Source organism: Rathayibacter sp. AY1E8 (assembly GCF_002931415.1).
In the GTDB taxonomy this organism is placed as follows: domain Bacteria; phylum Actinomycetota; class Actinomycetes; order Actinomycetales; family Microbacteriaceae; genus Rathayibacter.
In genome coordinates this window covers 1-16,472 of record NZ_PSVI01000030.1, presented here as the reverse complement: position 1 = coordinate 16,472, position 16,472 = coordinate 1, and the positions used below count along the sequence as shown (strand labels likewise).

Genomic DNA, 16,472 nt, shown 5'->3' with positions numbered 1-16,472 from the left:
GTCAGGTCCTGTCCGTCCGTCGGAGGTGGTCCCACGCGAGCGGAGCCGTGCGGGCGCCGCGGCGCAGCCGCCGCCACCAGCCGGCCGCTACGTCGATCCGGCGCGGGCCGATGGCGGGGTCGGCGGCACGCAGGGCGTGGGGAGCGGGGAAGACGGCGCGGGCGAGGAGCAGCGGCCGCTGCCGCCAGCCGGCCGCGCGCACGGCCTGCACCCACCCCGCGGAGGCGTGGGGCGAGCTCGCGTTGATCCGCCACGCCCGCAGCTCGGCCACGGGCACCTCCCCGGCGCGCGCGCGGATGCCGAGCGCGTCGAGGAAGGGCTGCGCGGTCTGGACGGCGCCGAGCTCCTCCGCCGCCGCCCGGAGCGGAGCGTGCAGCTCCGCGCGGGCGCCCACCGCCTCGACGAGCAGGTCGTAGTCGGAGGGCCGCGTGAGGCGCGGGTCGGTGATCTGCCAGGCGTCGCGGAGCGCGTGCAGCGCCAGCACGAGCGCCGAGTCGGCGACGCTGGCGGTCGCGACCGGACGGCCGGCCAGCTCCACGATCCGGTGCCGGCTCCACAGCGCCTCGAAGGCGTCGCGCGGCGGCACGAGGAAGCCCGGCCAGCGCCAGTGCACGTCGATGTCGACCGGCCACGCGGCGTGCCGGTAGGAGCGCGAGTGCTTGGCCGCGAGCGTCGGTCCGTCCGGCCAGGGCCGCTCGGTCCAGCCGTCGGCGGCCAGGAGGGCCAGGATCCGGGGCAGGTCGTCGGGGGCGACCAGCAGGTCGACGTCGCCGGAGGCGCGGGGCGGCCGGAGCCGGTCGGCGGCGGCGGTCGGTCCCTTGAGCACGAGTGCGCGCAGGCCCGCCGCGTCGGCCCGCCGGTGGACGAACGCCGACACCAGCGGCACGGCCTCGTCGGCCCAGAGAACGCCCACGACCTCCATCCGGTCAGTATTCCAGCGCTCCTGCGGCCCGCGGAGCCCGGCCGGGGGCGGTGGAGCGGAGCGCTCGTCTCGGTGAGGATGGGCCCGCGGGCCGCGGGGGCGCCGCACGGAGGCGGGCGGGGCGGCGGATGATCCACGGGGGAGCGGGCGGCGCCGGGCGGCCTCCGGTGGCGCTCGCGACCAACAACGGCGACATCGGCGGCGGCGAGGTGATGCTGCTGAGCATCGCGGAGGCGCTCGAGGCGCTCGAGGTCCCGGTCGTGGTCGTCGGCCCCTCGGAGCCGCGTGCGCTCGTCGCCGCCGCCCTCGCCGCCGGCCACCGGGTCGTCGAGCTCGAGGCCACGGGCAGACCCGCCTGGATGCGCGCGCTGCGGCGCTGGGACGCCTCCTCCCGCGAGGGCGTGCTGTGGTGCAACGGTCTGGTGCCGGCCGTGGCGACGGCAGGGCGTCCGCGGCGGATCGTGCACCTGCACCAGCGCCCGTCCGGCCTGCAGCGGCTGCTCGCGCCCGTCGCCCGCCGCGGCGCCCTGGCGACCCTCGTCCCCTCCCGCTACCTGGCGGGGGTCGTCCCCGGGTCGACCGTGCTGCCGAACTGGAGCCGCCGCGTCGACCTGCCGGAGGCGTGGCCGCGGGAGGACGGGACGACCGTCCTCGGCTTCCTCGGGCGTCCCTCGCTCGCGAAGGGGGTGCGGGTCCTCACCGAGGCGCTGGCGCTGCTGGAGGCCGGGGAACCGGGCGCGTATCGCCTGGTGCTGGCGGGCGAGCCCCGGTTCGTGGCGGAGCGGGAGCGTCGCGAGGTGGAGGCGGCCCTCGCCCCGGTCGCCGCTCTGGTGGACCGGCCGGGGTGGATCGAGCCCGGCGACCTCTTCTCGCGGATCGACCTCCTGGTGGTGCCGTCGGTGCAGCCGGAGTCGTTCGGCCTGGTCGTGACGGAGGCGATGTCGGCCGGCGTCCCCGTGGTGGTGAGCGATGCCGGTGCGCTCCCCGAGGTCGTCGGCCCGTCGATCGACGCCACGTTCCGAGCCGGGGATCCGCGGGCTCTGGCCGAGCTGATCAGAGCCCGGAAGAAGAGAGGACTATCGGAGTCGCGGGAGAGTGATCGTGCCCGCTGGAACGATTCCTACTCCCCGTCCTCCGGGAAGTCGGCTATCGACGGACTTCTGGCGCGAATGGCCCTCTCCGGTGATTCCTGATCCTCCCGCCACGGGATCGATCCGCTTTCCGGAGTATGCCGCCGGGAGCATCTCCTCATCTACTCAGAGAAGGACGACGATGACCCCCGAACCGGAAGTCCTGAGAGTGCTCGGACTGTTCCTCAAGCACCCGACCCTGCGCCTGGCTCCGGGCGAGCCCTTCGCCCGCGGGAGGCTGCCGTACCGGGCCGACCTCCTCCGGGACGACTCGACGCGGCTCCTCGTCCCCGGTCACGCGTCTCGGCCCGCGCACGTGAAGCTGCGCGACGTCGTGGAGCACCGCACGGGGCTGAACGTGGACACGCAGCTGCGCGCACTCCGGGCGGTCCGCTCGGCCGACGCGGTGCTCTGCGTGCTCGAGCCGGAGGCGGGCCTCCCCGCCCTGCTCCGGCGCGCGCGGCTCGGGCCGTACGGCCGCACGCCGCTCGTGGTCCTCTCCTGCTGGTGGGCGGAGGAGCTGCTCACCGGCTCGCCGGAGCGGCGCCGACAGGTGGTCCGGCCGCTCCAGGGCGTGGACCGGCTCGTCGTGCTCAGCGAGAACCAGCGCGAGGTCTTCGCCCGCCACGGCGTCGACGAGCGGCGGATCGCACCGGTCCTCTTCGGGGTCGACTCCGACTACTACCGGCCCGTTCCTCCGCGTCCGAAGCGGTTCGAGGTGCTCGCCGTCGGGGTCGACCGCGGGCGCGACTTCGACTCGCTGGTCGCCGCCGCCGAGCGCCTGCCGCACCGGCGGTTCGACATCGTGACCACTCCTGCACGGCGGCCGTCCCGGGCGCTGCCGGCCAACGTCGTCCTGCACGATCCCGTCCCGGTCGGTCGGCACCGCGACAACCTGCGCGACGCCGAGCTCGTCGTCGTCACCAGCCACGACCTCGCCTACCCGACGGGCCAGAGCGTCCTCCTGGAGGCCTCCGGCTGCGGGACCTGCACGGCGGTCACCGCGAGCGCCGCGATGACCGGCTACGTCCGCGACGGCGAGACGTCCTTCTCGCTGCCCCTGCACGATCCGGCGGGGATCGCGGCGGTGCTGGAGGCGGTGCTGAGCGACGACGGGAAGCGGGCCGAGGTCGCCCGCGCGGGCCGGGAGCGGGTGCTGGCCGAGCTGAACGCGCGGCACATGTGGGCGGGCGTCCGCGCGGTCCTCCGCGACGCGGTCCGCGAGCGCGGCCGCGTCTGAGCGGCGGTCGGCCGGGGCCCCACCAGGCGACCTCCGTCGCGCCGGGAAGGGCCCGCCGACCGGGACCTCCGCGCCCCGGACCCGTGGATCCGCGCCGGATCGGGCGGACGTGGGAGGCGCTACTCCGGCGGCAGAGCGCGGGCGCGAGCGGACCGCTCCGCGAGCAGAGCGAGACCCGCGCCGATCACGACGAACGAGATCGGGGCGAAGAACACCTCGCCCAGCTGCGTCGCGCACAGCAGCACCAGGATGCTCGCCGCGCCGACCGCGTGCCCCGGGCGGCTCCCGGCCCCGGCGGCCGTCGTCGCGAAGCCGGCCACGAGCACGGTGCCGACGACGCCGACGAGCAGCACGACGCCGCCCTCGGCCATCAGCGCCAGGTAGGAGTTGTGGAAGAACCAGTCGATCCCGTCGACCCGCGCGGTCGCCTCGCCGAGTCCGGAGCCGGTCCACGGCGAGAGCGCCACCTTGTCGACCGAGGCGTCGAGGATGCGGGCGCGCAGGGCGTCGGAGCCGGCCCGCTCCACCCCGTAGTCGCCCGCCGTCGCCAGGTTCCGCTCGGCCCAGAGGAACAGCAGGACGAGGCCGCCGCCGAGGAGCGCGCGGAAGAGCAGGCGCAGGTACGGCGCCGCGACGAGCCACACGAGCGCGCAGGCGTAGGCCGCCATCGACGTGCGGGAGTCGGTGGCGACGACCGCAGCGGCTCCGAGCGCGAGCACGCCGATCCGCAGCCACAGCCGCGAGCTGAGCGCCGAGACCAGCAGCGCCGCCGCTCCGTAGACGAGACCGGCCACGTTCTTGTCCTGCAGGTAGCCGGTCAGGGCGCCCTGGTAGCTGTCCGGGGCGAGTCCCGCGACGAACAGCACGGCGTTCAGCGACAGCGCCGCGGCGAGTCCTTTGAGCCCCGAGACCACGTCGATCCGCCCGCTCGCGAGGAAGCCCGCGGCGAGCATGACGAGCGCGATGTTCGCCGCCCGGCGCAGGGCGTCGAGGCCGTCGAAGGACGAGCCGGCGAGGACGAAGGCGAGCAGGGCGAGGCACAGCCATGGGTACCAGGCGGCCCGTCCGAGACGGCGGGTGGGCCGCCGGAAGAGGCTGACGAGGACCAGGGCGGCCAGCGCCGTCTGGGCCAGCGGGACGCTCCCCGGGAGGAAGGGAGTGGGGAGCCGGTAGACCAGGAGGCCCATCAGGACGGCATCGAGTATCCGAGCGGAATGTGCTATCGGAAAGGCCGCGTGAACGAGCGGGGAACGCCTCTCGACGACGATCTCTCCCCCTGGCACGGACATGTCGTCATCCTCGCAGAAAGGGCCTCCCGAGGGGTCGGGGACCGCCTAGGGAAAGGCGCTCCCCATTGCTAGCGTGACCGACACCTCAGCATCGTCGTGCGGCGCATGCGCGGCACGCAGAAAGGTGCGCAGTGACTGTCGTCGATCTCATCGCATTCATCCGGCGGAACTGGCGGACCCTCGCGGTCGCCGTGCTCGTCGGAGCCCTGGCGATGGCCGCCTTCTCGTTCCTCACTCCGAAGGTCTACGAGTCGAGCTCGGCAGGATTCGTGATCGCCGCGAGCGACGGCAGCTCGGCCGATGCGATCAGCGGGTCGCAGACCGCAGTGACCCGGGCCAACGCCTACCTGCCGCTGATCTCGAGCAGCGCCGTCTCCGAGCGGATCGAGGCCGACCCGGAGGCGAACCCCGGCGGAGAGGCCCTGAGCGGCCGCCTCACCGCGAGGGTCGCTCCGGGCAGCACCCTGATCGAGGTCACCGCCGAGGCCGGGACCGCGCAGAACGCCGCAGCCCTGGCCAACGGGGCGCTCGCGGCGCTGGCGGCCGTCATCACCGACATCGAGACGCAGTCCACCGCGGACCGCACACCGCAGATCACCGTCGTCCCGCTCGAGAACGCGGAGCCGCCCGCCGCTCCGACGAGCCCCGACTGGGTGCGGAACATCCTGCTCGGCGCCCTGGGCGGGCTCGTGCTCGGCTTCGGTCTCGCCTTCCTCCGGCGGGCCCTCGACATCCGCGTGCGGACCGTCGACGACCTCACCGAGCTCTTCGGCGTCGGCGTCCTCGGCCGCATCCCCAAGGCCGGACGCCCGGGCCGGACCGGCGGCCGCCGCGGCACCGACGCGCTCACCGCGGAGGCGTTCCGCTCGCTCCGGACGGGCCTGCGCTTCTCCAGCGTCGACGAGGAGACGCGCAGCGTCGTGATCACCAGCGCCAACCAGGCCGAGGGCAAGTCCACGATCGCCGCCGGACTGGCCCGCGTCACCGCGGAGTCCGGGCAGCGCACCCTCCTGGTCGACGCGGACCTCCGCCGGCCCTCCGTGGCGCGGATGCTGGACATCGACGGCGCCATCGGCCTCAGCGAGGTCCTCAGCCACCAGATCCCTGTGGACGACGCGATCCGCCCCACCGGTACCGCGGGCCTCTACGCCCTCCCGGCCGGGCACATCCCGCCCAACCCGTCCGAGATGCTCGGCTCCGAGGCGATGCGCGCCCTGGTCGCGCGCCTCTCGAAGGACTACTTCGTCATCATCGACGCGCCGCCCGTGCTGCCCGTCACCGACGCCTCCATCGTCGCGACCGTCGTCGACGGCGTCGTCTTCGTCGTCGCCTCGAACCAGACGCGCCGGCCCGAGGTCGTCGCCGCCCGGCGGATCGTCCAGCAGGTCCGCGCCCGCGTGCTCGGCACCGTGCTCAACATGGTCACCGCCCGTGACGGCGACACCGGGTACTACTACTACGACCGCAAGAACGCGTACTACGCCGAGCCGCAGCCGGCGACGGGGCGCAAGCGCGCGGCGGCGGCACCGCGCCGGTCCGAGCTCGCCCCGGTGGAGTCGCGGGCCCTGCCTCCGCAGACGTCCCGCCGGGCGGCTCGATGAGCGGGCGCCTGCTCCTGCTCTGCCATGCGAACGTGGCCCGGTCGCCCTCGGCCGAGCTGATCGCGGCGCGCCTGCTCGGCGCCGGCTCCGACTGGCGGGTCGAGAGCGCGGGAACGCACGCGGAGGCCGGCCGCGGGCTCGACCCCGAGCTCAGCGATGCGCTGCGGGCCCGCGGGCTCTCCACGGCCGGGCACCGCGCGCGCCAGGCCGACGGCCGGATGCTCGCCGGCACCGACCCCGTGCTCGTGTTCGAGGCGGGCCAGCGGGAGTGGGTCACCCGCCACTTCCCGGCCGCCGCGCGCCGCACGACCACGGTCCGCCGGGCGGCGCGGCTGGCGGGAGCCGCCCCCGGCGTCCCGCTCCTGCGGCTGCTCGCCGACGACACCGCCTCCTACGGCGCCGAGGACGACTTCGCCGACCCGTTCGGGCGCGGACCGGACGTCGCCGCGGCGGCCGTCGAGGACATCGACGCCCTGCTCCGGGTGATCCTCCCCGCTCTCGGCGCTCTGCCCGTCGGCGCGGAGCCCCCGGCCGCCACCGTCCGGAGCACCCGCCGCTCGCTCCGCCGGGACCGCGCCGCCGAGACGGTCGCGAGGTGACCGCCGAGGGGGTGAGCGTCGTGATCCCGCACTACGGCGACCCCGCGCCCGCGCTCGCCCTCGTCGAGCGGCTCCGCAGCCAGGAGTCGCCCTCCGCCCTCGAGATCGTCGTCGTCGACGACGCCTCCCCGGTCCCGTTCCCGGCCGGGATCGACGGAGTGGAGGTCGTGCGGCGCGAGCGGAACGGCGGCTTCGGCGCCGCGGTGAACACGGGCGCCGCCCGGGCGCGCCACCCGCTGCTCCTGGTGCTCAACAGCGACCTCGTCGTCGGACCCTCCTTCCTCCGCGACCTGCTCGAGGCGGGACGGCCGTGGCTGCCCGCGGTCGTCGCTCCGGACCTCGTCGACGCGGGCGGGGAGCGGCAGTGGGTCGGCCGGCGCTTCCCGCGGCTGCGCCACTACGTCGTGGAGTGGCTCACTCCGCTCGCGCGCTGGCGCCCGCGGCTGCACGCCGCCGTCGGCCACGACACCCGGTGCGCCCCGGGCGCGACGGTGCCGGTGGACTGGGTGGTGGGCGCCGTGATGCTGCTGCCGGTGGCCGAGTTCCGCTCGGTCGGCGGGTTCGACGAGTCCTTCCACATGAACTGCGAGGAGGTCGACCTCCAGCGCCGGCTGCGCGAGCGCGGCGTGCCCTCGGTCTTCGCCGGCTCCGTCGTCGCCGAGCACACGGGAGGCGGCTCCTCCGACCCCGCGCGCCGGCTGGTCTGGCTGGTCGCCTCGCGCCTGCGCTACGCCCGCAAGTGGGGCGGACGCCCCGCCGCCCTCGCCGCGGCCCTGCGCGCCGCCTCCGCCGTGAACCTCGCCGCCAACGCGGTGCGCGCCGCCGCCGGCAGCGACGTGCGCCCGCTGGCCGTCCTCCGGCGCGAGCTCCGGCTCGTCGCCGCCGCCGAGGCGGCGTCCCGGTGAGCGGGCCCGTGCTCGTGGTGAGCCCGGTCTTCCACGGCTACTGGGAGGCGCTCGAGTCGGCGCTGGCCCACCTGGGCGACGACGTGGTCGTCCACCGCTACGACGCCGCGACCGGGCTGGGCCACGTGCGCGACGCCCTCGGCCACCGGCTCCCCGGGGGCCGGCTCCGGCGCTCGTCGATGCGCGCCGAGACCGACCGTGCGATCGCGGCGCTGCGCGCCGTCCGGCCCCGGGCCGTCCTCGTGGTGAAGGGCGACTCCCTCGGCGACGCCTGGTGGGAGGAGGTCGGCCGCGCCGGCGTCCCCGTGGTGCTCTGGCTCTACGACGAGCTCCGCAACATGGGGCACCCCGTGGACCGCCTGCGCTCCCTCGCCGGGGAGGCGGTGTCGATCGTCAGCTACTCCGCCGCCGACGTCGCCGAGCTCGCCCGCGCGGGGGTTCCGGCCGGGCACCTGCCCGACGCCTTCGACTCCCTCCTCTCCTTCCGCCCCCGCCCCTCCGCCGCGGTGACCTTCGTCGGCGCCCGCTACCCCGAGCGCGAGCGCGTGCTGCGGGAGCTCGCGGCCGGCGGGGTCGCGGTCGAGGCGTACGGGCGGCAGTGGTCGCGGCACCCCTGGGACGTGGCGCGCACCGGCCGCTGGCGCTCGGCCGGCGTCCCCGCCCGCCGCGACGTCCCGCGGGCGGGCTACTACGGAGTGATGGCCGGCTCGACCGCGACCCTGGCGCTGCACGGCGCGGGCCACGGCGGGCTCTCGATGCGCGCCTTCGAGGCGCCGGGCGTCGGGGCGCTGACCCTGATCGACCGCCCCGAGGTGGCGGAGTTCTACGAGGTGGGCAGCGAGGTGCTCGTCTTCGAGGAGCGGGACCAGCTCGTCGAGCACGTGCGGCGGGCGGGCGCGGACCCCTCCTGGGCGCGGCGCATCCGCGAGGCGGGCGCGCGACGCACCGGCGCCGAGCACACCTTCGTGCACCGGATGCGGGAGGTGAGGGCACTGTGGCGCTGACGCACCCGACCGACCTGGAGGCCTGGCGCCGCTGGCAGCGCGGCCGCGACCCGCTGCGCACCGCCCGGGCGGCGCTGCGGCGCTCCGAGCCGACCCGCCTGGTGCTGCACGTGCGCGGCGACCGGCCCGCCGTCCTGCTCGCGGTGGAGGCGTCGACGGCGAGCGCCCTCGCCTCGACCGCGGCCTCGCTCGCTCCTCTCGGCGGGGCTCCCGCGGCGGTCCTCGCTCCCTCCGGAGCCGGCGACGCGCTGTCCGGGCTGCTGCCGGGCCGCTGGAGGGCGCACCCGGTCGACTCGGAGGCGGACCCGCCCGCCGAGCTGCGGAGCCTCCGCGCCGTGATCGCCACCGGCCACTTCCTCGCGGCGGGAGCGGCCGCCCACCGCTGGTCCGCGATCCTCGGCGCCCGCTTCCTGGTCGTGCAGCACGGCCTGCTCACCCCCTCCGCCCCGCCGCTCCCGCCCGGAGCGACGCTGCTGGCGTTCTCGGAGGAGGACGCGGCCTTCTGGACCTCCGGCCGCAGCGACGTGGAGACCGAGGTCGTCGGCAGCCAGCTGCTCTGGACCGCGTCGCGCCGCCCGCGCCCCGAGCGGCTCGAGGAGCGGCCCCTGTTCCTCGGCCAGCTGCACGGCGCGGAGCTGCCCCGGCGGACGGCGGCGGCCACCGCCTCCCGCTTCTGCCGCGAGGCGGGCGCCGACTACCGCCCCCACCCCGCCGAGGTCGACCGCCGCTCGCGCTGGCAGCACGCGCGGTGGGAGCGCCGCGGCATCCGGGTGCTCCGCGGCGGCGACCTCGCCGCGCAGGCCCGGCCGGTCGCCTCGATCTTCTCGACCGGGGTCCTCGAGGCCGCGGCCGCCGGGATCCCCGCGTGGGTCGTCTGCGAGGACCCGCCCGCCTGGGTGCTCGAGTTCTGGAGCCGGTACCGGCTCGCGCGCTGGGGCGGGCAGACGCCGACCGCGGCTCCGCCCGTCCCGGCCGTCGAGCCGGCCGTCGCCGTCGCCCGCCGGGCACTCGCCATCGCCGAAGGAGGCACCCCGTGACCGTTCTCTGCGTCATCCCCGTCCGCGGGGGCTCGAAGGGCGTCCCGCGCAAGAACGCCCGCCCCGTCGCGGGCCGCCCGCTGGTGGTCTGGAGCATCGAGCAGGCGCTCGCCGCCGGACTCGACGTGCTCGTGTCGACCGACGACCCCGAGCTGGCCGCGATCGCGGAGGGGGCGGGAGCGGACGTGCCGTTCCTCCGGCCCGCCGAACTGGCGCGCGACGAGACGGCGACCGAGCCCGTCGTGCTCCACGCGATAGAGCACCGGGCCGCGCTGGGCCGCCGCCCGGACGCGGTGATGCTGCTCCAGGCGACCTCGCCGATCCGCCTCCCGGGCACCCTCGCCCGCGCGCTCGAGCAGTTCGCCTCGTCGGGGGTCGACTCGCTGGTGGGCGTCGTCCCGCAGACGCCGTTCCTCTGGCGCCTGCAGGAGGGCGCCTCCGTGCCGCAGTACGACGTCACGGCCCGCCCGCGGCGCCAGGACCTCGCCGAGGCCGACTTCTTCTACCGGGAGACCGGGTCCCTCTACCTCACCCGCACCGAGGTCTACGAGCGCGAGCGCAACCGGATCGGCGGCCGGTTCGGCCTGTTCGTCATGGACGAGGCGGAGGGCGGGGACATCGACACCGAGGCGGACCTCGCGGTGGTCGAGCAGACCCTCCTCGGCCTCGCGGCGGGAGGCGGCGCATGATCATCGACCGGCACCTCGCCCCGTTCATCGTCTTCGCCGAGGACCCGGTGCTCACCGCGCTGGCCAAGATCAACGCGAACAAGCAGCGGATCGTCTTCTGCGTCGACGGGCACGGGATCCTCCGCGGGTCGGTGTCCGACGGCGACTTCCGCCGCTGGATCATCGCGAACCCGACGGCCTCCCTCGACGTCCCGGCCCTCGCCGTCGCGAACACCGCCGTCCGCACGGCGGGAGCGGACGAGCCGGCCACCGCGATCGCCGCCCGGCTCGGCCGCGACGGGATCAGCCACCTCCCGCTCGTCGACGACCGCGGGCACCTCGTCGCGATCGCGGTCGAGGGCGACCGGGCGCTGCGGATCGGCCGCCACGAGGTGGGCGACGGCCACCCGGCCTTCCTGATCGCGGAGATCGGCAACAACCACAACGGCTCGGTCGATCTGGCGCGGCGGCTGGTCGACCTCGCGGTCGAGGCGGGCGCCGACGCGGTGAAGTTCCAGCTCCGCGACCTCGACTCCCTCTACCGGCGCGCCGGCGGGGCCACCGCGGGGGAGGACCTCGGCGCCCAGTACACGATCGACCTCCTGCGCCGCTTCTCGCTGCCCGCCGAGCCGCTCCTCCGGGTCTTCGACCACGCGGCCGAGGCCGGGATCGACGTCCTCTGCACCCCGTGGGACGCCCCGAGCGTGCAGGCGCTCGTCGACTACGGGATCCCGGCCCTCAAGATCGCCTCGGCGGACCTGACCAACCACGGCCTGATCGAGGACGCCGGCACCCGGGGACTGCCCCTGCTGCTCAGCACCGGGATGTCCCGCGAGTCCGAGATCCTCGAGTCGGTCGCGCTGCTGCGCTCGCTCGGCACCTCCTTCGCCCTGCTGCACACCCAGTCGACGTACCCGGCGCCCTACCGCGACCTCAACCTCGCCTACCTCGACCGGCTCGCCGAGATCGGCGGCGGCGTCGTCGGCTACTCCGGCCACGAGCGGGGCTGGCACGTCCCGGTCGCCGCGGTCGCCCGCGGGGCCCGCATCGTCGAGAAGCACTTCACGGTCGACCGGGGGATGGAGGGCAACGACCACACGGTGTCCCTGCTCCCGGACGAGTTCCGCCGCATGGTCGGCGAGATCCGCGACATCGAGGACTCGCTCGGCACGCGCGACGCCCGATCGGTCTCGACGGGGGAGTCGATGAACCGCGTCTCGCTCGCGAAGTCGCTGGTCGCCTCCCGCGACCTCTCGATCGGGGACGTGGTGCGCGCCGCCGACGTCGTCGTCCGCAGCCCCGGCCGGGGCCTCCAGCCCAACGAGCTGCCGCAGCTGCTCGGCCGCGCCCTCCACCGCGACGTCGAGGAGGGCGGGTTCTTCTTCGCCGGCGACCTGCGCGAGAGCACGCCGTCCGGCCGGCCGTTCCGGTTCCGCCGCCCCTGGGGCCTGCCGGTGCGGTACCACGACCACGCGGCGCTCGCCGCGGAGTCGAACGCCGACTTCCTCGAGTTCCACTTCTCGTACCGCGACCTGGAGATCGAGCCGGACGACGTGTTCACCCGCCGCCTCGACTCCGGCTTCACCACCCACCTGCCGGACCTGTTCGCGGGCGACTTCCTCGTCGACCTCGCCTCCTTCGACGACGACGTGTGGGAGCGCTCGATCGCGGAGGTGCAGCGCACCGTCGAGACCACCCGGAGCCTCGCGCGCTGGTTCCGCCAGGAGGAGGACCCGATGATGGTCGTCACGATGGGCGGCTTCACCCGGCACGCGCACGTGGCTCCGGATCAGCGCGCTCCCCTCTACGAGCGCGTCGCCGACGCCCTCGAGCGGATCGACGCGAGCGGCGTCCGCGTGCTGGCGCAGACCCTCCCGCCCTACCCGTGGCTCATGGGCGGGCAGCAGTTCCACAACCTCTTCGTGGACCCGCGCGACACCGCCGAGTTCGCGGCCGCGACCGGCACGCCGCTCTGCCTCGACGCCTCGCACACCAAGCTCGCGGCGAACCACCTCGGGCTCGCCTTCTCGGAGGCGGTGGCGCTGCTCGCTCCGCTCAGCGCGCACCTGCACCTCGTCGATGCGACGGGTGTCGACGGCGAGGGGGTGCAGATCGGCGAGGGCGAGATCGACTGGCCGGACTTCGCGGCGTCGCTCGACGAGCTGGCGCCCGGGGTGCCGTTCATCCCCGAGATCTGGCAGGGGCACGTCAACAGCGGCGAGGGCTTCTGGACCGCGCTCGAGCGGCTGGAGGAGTGGCTGTGACCCCGCTCGCGCTCTGGGCGGTGCCGGTCGGCGAGTTCGGCGGGGTGGCCCGCCACGTCCTCGACGCCGCCCGGCACGGGATCCCCGGCCATCGGCTCGTCGTGCTCTGCCCGGAGGGAGCGCTCGCCGAGCGGCTGCGGGAGCAGGGCTCGGCCGTGACGACCGGGCGCTTCGGAGTGTCCGCCGGTTCCGCCGCCTCCGTGGCGACCCTGCGCGCGACCGCGGCGGCTCTCCGCCCGGCGATCGTCCACTCCCACCTCGCCCACGCCGACCTCGTGACCGCGGCGACCCCGCTGCCCCGCGGGGTCCGCCGCGTCACGACGGAGCACGGCATCGCCGGGCCCGACGTCTACCACCGCACCGCCCTGCGGGCGCGGACGACCGCGGCGGCGCACCACGCGCGGCTGCGGTCCTTCGACGGCGCGATCGCCGTCTCGGAGGCCACCCGCCGCACCATGATCGAGAAGTGGCGGCCGAGCCTGCCGGTGCAGGTCGTGCTCAACGGAGTCGACGCCGCGCCCCGCGACCGCGAGCCGGGGGAGCCGGGCTCCCTCCGGGTCCTCTCGCTCGCGCGCCTGGCGCCGGAGAAGCGCCTGGACGCGCTGCTCGAAGCCTTCGCGGTGCTGCGCCGGCGCGTCCCCGGCGCCACGCTGACCGTCGCCGGCGAGGGACCGCTCGACGGCGCCCTGCGCGCCCGGGCCGAGCGGCTCGGCCTCGGCGACGCGGTGTCCTTCCCCGGCTTCGCCGATCCGGAGGCGGCGCTCGCCGCGGCGGACGTCGTCGCCCAGCTCTCGGTCTGGGAGAACTGCTCCTACACGCTGCTCGATGCGGCCGCCCGCGGGATCGGCGTGGTCGCCTCCGCGGTGGGCGGGAACCCCGAGATCGTCGAGCGGGACTCGCTGGTCGACGCCGACGACCCGGAGGCGGTGGCCGCGGCGCTGGAGCGGCAGGCGTCGAGGGCCGCGGCTCCTCGTGCCATGCGGGACGTCTCCGCCATGTGCGGCGGGATCGCCGCCGTGTACGAGGGGGTGGCGGCGTGAGCGGCGGGTCCCTGCGACCGGGGCTGCGCACCCTCCTCTCGCTGGCCGGCGCCGCCTCTCCGGGGTGGATCACCGCCGCCGTCGCGGGCTCCCTCGCGCTCGCGGTCCTCGACACCCTGGGCGTCGCCGCGATGGTGCCGCTCATGGCGCTGCTCACCGGGACCGACACCACCACGGGCGCGCTCGGCGTCCTCTCCGGCGTCCTCGGCTCGACGGACGTCCAGACCCTCCTCCCGATCATCGCCGGCTTCGTCGCGGTCGTCTTCGTGCTCAAGAGCGCCGGGACGATCGTCTTCCGGTGGTGGCTGCTCGGCCGCACCACGCGGATCTCGGCCGACGCTGCGACGGAGCTGCTGCGGCGGTACGTCCTCGCGCCCTACGCCGTCCACCGCTCCCGGCGCCTCGCCGAGGTGTACCGGACCATCAACGACGCCAGCGCGCAGGCGGCCGGCGTGCTGCTCGGCGTGATCGGCATCGCCTCCGACCTGCTGGTGCTCGTCGCGATCGTGGCGATCCTGCTGGTCGCCTCGCCGGTCGCGACCCTGTTCGCGGCCGTCTTCTTCGCGGTGCTGCTCGGCGGCGTCCAGGCCCTCCTGCGGCGGCGGCAGGGCCGGATCGGCGAGGAGATGGCGGAGGCGGCGCTGGAGTCGTGGCAGTTCCTGCTCCCCTCGCTCGACGGGTTCCGCGAGGCGCGCCTCACGTCGAGCGCGGCGAGCCTGGTCGCCGGCTTCAGCGGGGCCAAGCGCCGCAGCGCCCAGGCTCTGCGCTCCCTCTCGCTCGTCTCGGAGCTGCCGAAGTACCTGCTCGAGATCGGCTTCGTCGTCGCCGTCGTGGGCGTCTCGGGGATCCTCGTCGCCACCGGCTCCGGCGCCGAGGCGCTCTCCGTCCTGGGCGTCTTCGCGGCCGCCTCCCTCCGCGCCCTGCCGACGCTCAACCGCGTCTCGGCCACGTTCGCGATCGTGCGCAGCGGGCAGGCGGGGCTGCGGATCGTCTCCGAGGCGGCCGAGGAGCTCGCCTCCGAGGGGGCGCACGACGAGACGCCCGGGCCGGGCGGCCGCTACTCCGGCGACATCGCGCTCGAGCACGTCACGTACCGCTACGCCGACTCCGACGTGGACGTGGTGCGGGACGTCTCGCTGGTGATCCAGCGGAACGCCACGACCGCCTTCGTCGGATCCAGCGGCGCCGGCAAGAGCACCCTCCTCGACCTGGTCCTCGGCCTGCTCCCGCCCACGAGCGGTCGGATCCTCTGCGGCGGGCGGCCGATCGACGAGGACCCGGCGGCCTGGTACGCGGGGCTCGGCGTGGTGCCGCAGGACGTGTTCCTCCTGGACGCGACCGTCGCCGCGAACGTCGCCTTCGGGGTGCCGGCGGCCGAGGTCGACCACGAGCGCGTGCGCGAGGTGCTGCGGACGGCGCAGCTCGAGGAGTTCGTCGGCGGGCTGCCGCAGGGTCTGGACACCCGCGTGGGCGAGCGCGGCGTCCGCCTCTCCGGCGGCCAGCGCCAGCGGCTCGGCCTCGCCCGGGCGCTGTACCGGCGCCCCTCGGTCCTCGTCCTCGACGAGGCGACCTCGGCGCTCGACAACCGCACGGAGCACGAGATCTCGCGGGCCGTCGCCGAGCTGCACGGCAGCATGACCGTCCTCGTGGTCGCCCACCGGCTCTCGACCGTGCGCGGCGCCGACCGGCTGCTCTTCCTCGACGGCGGCCGGATCGAGGGGGCCGGCACCTTCGAGGAGGTGCGGGCCGCGCACCCCGGCTTCGCCCAGCTCGTGGCGCTCGGAGAGCTCTCGTGAGCGGGGGAGGCCCGCGGTGGTGACGCTCGGCGACGTCCGCTCGGCACTGCTGGCGCCCCTCCGCCGAAAGGGCACGACGGTGCTGCTGCCCGGCGAGTCGTTCGGGATCGGGAACCTCGCCTACTTCTGGCTGCAGGCCCACGCCCGTCGGAGCCGCGGGGTGCCGACCGCGGTGCGCGCGACGCGGCGGACCGCGGAGTGGGCTGAGGTCTTCCCGCGGGTCCTCGAGGAGCTCGTGGTGCCCCCGGTGGAGATGTCGTTCTTCAGCCCCCGCGAGCTCGGGAGCGTCCACCAGGAGCTCGGCGTGGAGTTCACGACGGACGAGCTGGCGGACTTCGTCGCGACGATGCTGCTCCCGCCAGGCGGCCCCTTCAGTGCTCTGGTGGCGGCGGCGCGACCGGAGGCGGACCTCACCGTGAACATCCGGCGCGGCGACTACTACAGCGTCCCGGCCTTCCGCGGCCGCTACTCCTTCGACGTGGTCGAGTACGTCGACGCGGCGCTCGCCCTGGCCCGCGAGCGGGAGCCCGTGCGCAGCGTCCTGATCGTGTCGGACGACCTCGACTGGTGCAGGGTGAAGCTGGCCCGCGTCCTCGAGGGCCTCGAGGTGCGCTTCCCGGGGGCGGGGACGCCGGTGCCGCAGCAGCTCGCCCTGCTGGCCGCGTCCCGCCGCCTCGTGCTGACGAACTCGACCTTCTCGTACTGGGGCGCGCATCTCGGCGACCACGTGCACGGCGGAGCCGACGTGATCGCGCCGTGGTTCCACAGCCGTGCGTGGAACGGAGGGGCGGCGACGCAGCTCGACCCGCGCTGGCGGGTGGTCCGCGACCTCCCCGGCGGCTGGGACGGCTGACGCGGCGGGTCGGAAGCGGGCGGCTGCGCGGGTGCGCGCGCACGGCGCCGGACGGGTGCGCCTGCTGGGCGCGTCCGCCGCGACGGTGACGGCCGTGACGGGCGGGCGCCCCGACCTCGCGGTC

General features: G+C 75.7%; 14 protein-coding genes. 12 read left to right on the top strand and 2 right to left on the bottom strand.

Going from position 1 to position 16,472, the window contains the following annotated elements:
* Position 1 precedes the first annotated feature (1 nt).
* On the bottom strand, positions 2-922 hold the full coding sequence (locus tag C5C74_RS10355; RefSeq protein WP_104227207.1) for a nucleotidyltransferase family protein: 921 nt from the start codon (positions 920-922) through the stop codon (positions 2-4).
* Between the two features lie 128 nt (positions 923-1,050).
* Between C5C74_RS10355 and C5C74_RS10350 the strand changes: the two genes are divergently transcribed.
* Together C5C74_RS10350 and C5C74_RS10345 are read left to right on the top strand one after the other, a co-directional pair.
* A complete protein-coding gene (locus C5C74_RS10350) occupies positions 1,051-2,115 on the top strand; it encodes a glycosyltransferase family 4 protein (RefSeq protein ID WP_104351484.1) in 1,065 nt (354 codons plus the stop codon).
* Positions 2,116-2,194: 79 nt separating this feature from the next.
* The gene (locus tag C5C74_RS10345; RefSeq protein WP_104351483.1) at positions 2,195-3,292 is read left to right on the top strand and encodes a glycosyltransferase family 4 protein; all 1,098 of its coding nucleotides are present in this window, start codon (positions 2,195-2,197) and stop codon (positions 3,290-3,292) included.
* Between the two features lie 119 nt (positions 3,293-3,411).
* On the opposite strand, the gene C5C74_RS10340 is transcribed toward C5C74_RS10345, so the two are convergent.
* Positions 3,412-4,479 (bottom strand): O-antigen ligase family protein, encoded by a 1,068-nt coding sequence (locus C5C74_RS10340; RefSeq protein ID WP_104273576.1) that lies wholly within the window; start codon positions 4,477-4,479, stop codon positions 3,412-3,414.
* A gap of 233 nt (positions 4,480-4,712) precedes the next feature.
* Between C5C74_RS10340 and C5C74_RS10335 the strand changes: the two genes are divergently transcribed.
* From C5C74_RS10335 to C5C74_RS10290, 10 genes are read left to right on the top strand one after another with little or no spacing between them, the layout of a single operon-like run.
* Positions 4,713-6,182 (top strand): polysaccharide biosynthesis tyrosine autokinase, encoded by a 1,470-nt coding sequence (locus C5C74_RS10335; RefSeq protein WP_104351482.1) that lies wholly within the window; start codon positions 4,713-4,715, stop codon positions 6,180-6,182.
* Entirely contained in the window at positions 6,179-6,781 is a 603-nt protein-coding gene (locus C5C74_RS10330; RefSeq protein ID WP_104351481.1) for a hypothetical protein, read from the top strand. The genes C5C74_RS10335 and C5C74_RS10330 overlap by 4 nt, the downstream gene beginning before the upstream one ends.
* Positions 6,778-7,686 carry a glycosyltransferase family 2 protein gene (locus C5C74_RS10325; RefSeq protein WP_104351480.1) on the top strand — a complete coding sequence of 303 codons (909 nt, stop codon included), beginning with the start codon at positions 6,778-6,780 and terminating at the stop codon, positions 7,684-7,686. The genes C5C74_RS10330 and C5C74_RS10325 overlap by 4 nt, the downstream gene beginning before the upstream one ends.
* Positions 7,683-8,690 carry a glycosyltransferase gene (locus C5C74_RS10320; RefSeq protein ID WP_104351479.1) on the top strand — a complete coding sequence of 336 codons (1,008 nt, stop codon included), beginning with the start codon at positions 7,683-7,685 and terminating at the stop codon, positions 8,688-8,690. Before C5C74_RS10325 ends, C5C74_RS10320 begins: the two co-directional genes overlap by 4 nt.
* Positions 8,681-9,727, top strand: a complete 1,047-nt coding sequence (locus C5C74_RS10315; RefSeq protein WP_104351478.1) for a hypothetical protein — start codon at positions 8,681-8,683, stop codon at positions 9,725-9,727. Before C5C74_RS10320 ends, C5C74_RS10315 begins: the two co-directional genes overlap by 10 nt.
* Positions 9,724-10,416, top strand: a complete 693-nt coding sequence (locus C5C74_RS10310) for a cytidylyltransferase domain-containing protein (protein ID WP_104351477.1) — start codon at positions 9,724-9,726, stop codon at positions 10,414-10,416. The genes C5C74_RS10315 and C5C74_RS10310 overlap by 4 nt, the downstream gene beginning before the upstream one ends.
* Positions 10,413-12,659 (top strand): N-acetylneuraminate synthase family protein, encoded by a 2,247-nt coding sequence (locus C5C74_RS10305; RefSeq protein WP_104351476.1) that lies wholly within the window; start codon positions 10,413-10,415, stop codon positions 12,657-12,659. Before C5C74_RS10310 ends, C5C74_RS10305 begins: the two co-directional genes overlap by 4 nt.
* Positions 12,656-13,699, top strand: coding sequence for a glycosyltransferase family 4 protein (locus C5C74_RS10300; RefSeq protein WP_104351475.1), 1,044 nt, complete (start codon positions 12,656-12,658; stop codon positions 13,697-13,699). The genes C5C74_RS10305 and C5C74_RS10300 overlap by 4 nt, the downstream gene beginning before the upstream one ends.
* The gene (locus C5C74_RS10295; RefSeq protein ID WP_104224510.1) at positions 13,696-15,495 is read left to right on the top strand and encodes an ABC transporter ATP-binding protein; all 1,800 of its coding nucleotides are present in this window, start codon (positions 13,696-13,698) and stop codon (positions 15,493-15,495) included. The genes C5C74_RS10300 and C5C74_RS10295 overlap by 4 nt, the downstream gene beginning before the upstream one ends.
* 16 nt (positions 15,496-15,511) lie before the next feature.
* The gene (locus C5C74_RS10290) at positions 15,512-16,348 is read left to right on the top strand and encodes an alpha-1,2-fucosyltransferase (RefSeq protein WP_104351474.1); all 837 of its coding nucleotides are present in this window, start codon (positions 15,512-15,514) and stop codon (positions 16,346-16,348) included.
* Positions 16,349-16,472: the final 124 nt, after the last annotated feature.